Source organism: Nostoc sp. FACHB-133, assembly GCF_014698055.1.
Classification (GTDB): domain Bacteria; phylum Cyanobacteriota; class Cyanobacteriia; order Cyanobacteriales; family Nostocaceae; genus Nostoc.
Genome location: NZ_JACJSH010000002.1, coordinates 125,081 through 128,833, shown reverse-complemented (window position 1 = coordinate 128,833; position 3,753 = coordinate 125,081). Strand labels below are relative to the sequence as shown.

The following is a 3,753-nucleotide window of genomic DNA, read 5'->3' as shown; positions in this document are numbered from 1 at the left end:
GATTTTACTCTAATCGATGCTAATTTTAATAAATTAATATTTCCCTCTAAAGCTACCTGAAATTGTCACAGTCTTAGCTAAGAAGAAAGTTAATATTAACTAGACTTTCTGATAGTAATCAAGTATCAGAAATTTGCTTTTCCAATGAATGATATATTTTACTAGGTTTCAATAAAAGTTTACTTTTCGATAAGTGGAGTTTGTTTATTTCAAACTGTACTTTTTAATTTAGCTTATGAATTATCTCACCTTAGTCAACAAAATACAATACCCATTAAGACAGTTAAGCGGACAGTTAAACAGACAGTTAAGACAGTTAAGACAGTTAAGACAGTTAAGAAGTATCAACTCGGTAAATTGGGGTAAAAACAAAAAATAAAATATAAATTGGTTTATACTGCGTTATAGAATATGAAACATGGTTATAGAATATGAAACATAGCGCAAAAATTATTTACTGAAAAATTATTAACTGCTGTCAACTCTCGACACCAAGGAGCTTGCAGGAGATTTAATGAATGTGTCAGTTAGTATAAATATTGGGCTAAATAATACCTTCACAAGCATGTTTACCGATTTGTGATAAAAAGCCTATAACTCTCCAAAAAGCCCAAAAATTACACTAGGACAGTTTGCTAACTTATTTATAACTATGATGCCTATTTAGTAAGAATTTAGCCTTAACACTATTTCCATATAACTAGCTTAATTATTAGATAAAGTCTTAGTTTAGTTTCAGAATATGCCAACCAAAGTTGTTCAAGCTCAACCTTCAACAAATACTTTATTAAGTTTCCTTCAATTTTGGAAAGACGTAAAAGCAGTCGCACAACCTTACTGGTATCCACACGAGCCAGGGGACAGAGCATTTTCAGAGGTGATTCGTTCATGGGGAATGCTTATTCTTCTGATATTATTAATAATTGTGCTTGTTGCTGCAAATGTTTTTAATAGCTTTATTAATCGCTATTTAGCCGATATCATAATTAAAGAGAAAGAAATCTCTCAGTTTTATGATGGTTTACTGCTTTATGGTTCAGCCCTGCTATTGGGAACTCTCTTAGCGGGGTTCTCTAGACTAGTAAGAAAAAAAATTGCTCTAGATTGGTATCAATGGCTGAATAATAATATTTTATCAAAATATTTAAACAGTCGAGCTTATTACAAAATCAACTTTAAATCTGATATTGATAATCCAGATCAACGTTTATCTCAAGAGATCGAACCTATTGCAAGCAATGCTTTAAGTTTTTCAGCTACTCTCTTGGAAAAAATACTGGAGATGACAGCTTTTTTATTAGTTCTTTGGTCAATCTCTGAGTCCGTTGCACTGATTTTAGTTACTTATACGGTTATAGGCAATTTTATTGCTGTCTACTTGACCCAAGAATTAAATAAAATTAATCGAGAAGAACTCGAAGCGAAAGCTGACTACACCTATTGCTTGACTCATTTACGAACTCATGCTGAATCAGTAGCTTTCTTTCGAGGAGAGAAGCAGGAATCAAATATTATTACCCGTCGATTTAGTAATTTGATAAAAAATGCTAAACGCAAAATTGATTGGGAGAGGAATAGTGAGATTTTTAATAGAGGTTATCAATCTGTAATTCAAATATTTCCATATATAGTATTTGGGCCTTTACAGATTAAAGGTGAAATGGAATTTGGAGAAATTATCCAAGCATCTGTATGTTGCTATTTTTTTGCTAATGCTTTGGGTGATTTAATTAATGAATTTGGAAATTCTGGGAGATTTTCTAGCTATGTTGAACGGTTATCTGAATTTTCAAATGCTTTAGAAGAAGTAACTAGAGAACCAGAAAATGTCAGTACTATTAAAACAATAGAAGAAAACCATCTCGCTTTTGAGAATGTCACTTTACAAACGCCTAACTATGAACAGGTAGTCTTTGAAGATTTGTCGTTGTCGATTCAGCCAGGTGAAGGTTTATTGATTGTTGGGCCAAGTGGTCGAGGTAAAAGTTCTCTATTGAGAGCAATAGCTGGTTTGTGGAACGCTGGGACTGGCCGCCTAGTGCGACCTCCTTTAGAAGAAGTCTTGTTTTTACCCCAACGTCCTTACATAATTTTGGGAACTTTGCGCGAACAGTTACTTTATCCTAATACTAATCGTCAGATGACTGACGTAGAACTCAAAGCAGTGTTACAACAAGTCAACCTGCAAAACTTACTTAGTCGAGTCGATGGCTTTGATACTGAAGTTCCTTGGGAGAATATATTATCGATAGGAGAACAACAACGCTTGGCTTTTGCACGACTGTTAGTGACTCATCCTAGCTTTACTATATTAGATGAAGCAACGAGTGCTTTGGATTTGAAAAATGAAGAAAGTTTATATCAACAGTTACAATCAACAAAAACAACATTTATCAGTGTTGGACATAGGGAAAGCCTATTTGATTATCACCAATGGGTTTTGGAATTGTCACAAGATTCTAGTTGGCAACTTGTGACTGTTCAGGACTATCGAAATCAAAAAGTAAGTCTTACTAAACCCCCAAAAAATCCTCAAATCAAAATAGATGATTCATCTCAATATAAAGCTCAAAATAAGTCAAAAATAAGCACAAGCGAAAAGCTTACCCATAAAGAAATGAATGAACTAACGTACTATTCTCTTAGCACTATTAGAAGCAAGGCAAGCAAGGGAGAGCCTATAACTACTAAGGAAGGCGTTAGCTATGGATATGATAAAGATCCCAAAGTATTGAAATGGGCGAGAGTTTAATGGCTGCTATCCTTGATAAGTCAAGAAAGCAGCTTTTTCAAACAGTTAATTAAATAATCATGCGAAGGGAAGGGAAGAGACCATTCTCCCTCTTCTTTGCAATTATTAACGTCAAAAATTTTGACATGATAAATGTTAAACAAAAAAATATTATCAGGATAAATAACTTTTTAATAAAAAATACATTAAAAATCTGTATCGCTTTCTATTTTGAGAAAAACCTAATTTACAAAATATGAATGATAAATTTCTCATGCTAAAAACAACCCAGTAGGAAGCCTTAAATGACCGCGAAATGCATTATAAAAACTTTCAAGCATTGCTGAAAAATGAAATTCCATCAATTCGTATTTCTCAATTTGCTTCATTTGAGGAATGTCATGAATTAGCTATGGCAATTGAAAAAGTTGGGTTTGATTTTTATAGAAATGTAGAACCACTAATAGGAAGAATTGGAATTACCCAATTTGAATATAGAAACAGGGATAAGTTGGGATACTTTTATACGGTTGAAAAAGCTAAGATAACTTATAATAAGGTAACTTCTTTATCTTTATGATCCGCTAAAACGTTTAGTAACAATTCTCCACCAGAACCCTTCATTCGCCAAGTTCCCTCAACGTAAGTTCCTCTGCCTGAAGTTGCTGTTTGTATTGAAACTTGTGGGATAGGTCTGTCTCTATCACCCATGCATTTCTTATCCTGTCAACTCTCTGCCTTTGCAGTGTGTAGGCTTTTTCGAGTGAGTCTCTTTCGGAGAGCGATCGCTGGCGTTGATTCTGTGATTGGACTGAATTACCTGATACCGCCATCTGCTGCCCAAGGTGAATGTTGTAGATGTCGCCGCCAATTTGCCCAGCATTCAATGTGCCAGCGTTAATCAACCCGCTGCCAAACTGTGAATTGCGTAAGTCGTTCTTGGAGACTTGCTTTGGGTCTTCTGAGTCCGGCATTGGTCTGTTTAGGCAGATTTAAGTGTTGTTGTTATAAATATTACCACC

Annotated in this window: 3 protein-coding genes; 2 read left to right on the top strand and 1 reads right to left on the bottom strand. The window is 34.5% G+C overall.

From position 1 onward, the window contains the following. Positions 1–742 precede the first annotated feature (742 nt). Both H6G86_RS02735 and H6G86_RS02730 read left to right on the top strand, forming a co-directional pair. Positions 743–2,752 (top strand): ABC transporter ATP-binding protein/permease, encoded by a 2,010-nt coding sequence (locus H6G86_RS02735; protein ID WP_190932988.1) that lies wholly within the window; start codon positions 743–745, stop codon positions 2,750–2,752. 295 nt (positions 2,753–3,047) lie between these two features. Then, positions 3,048–3,311, top strand: a complete 264-nt coding sequence (locus H6G86_RS02730; RefSeq protein ID WP_190932987.1) for a hypothetical protein — start codon at positions 3,048–3,050, stop codon at positions 3,309–3,311. Positions 3,312–3,351: 40 nt separating this feature from the next. Here H6G86_RS02730 and H6G86_RS02725 read toward each other — a convergent pair whose 3' ends face one another. Beyond that, complete coding sequence (locus H6G86_RS02725) at positions 3,352–3,705, bottom strand: hypothetical protein (protein WP_190932986.1); 354 nt, start codon at positions 3,703–3,705, stop codon at positions 3,352–3,354. Positions 3,706–3,753 lie beyond the last annotated feature (48 nt).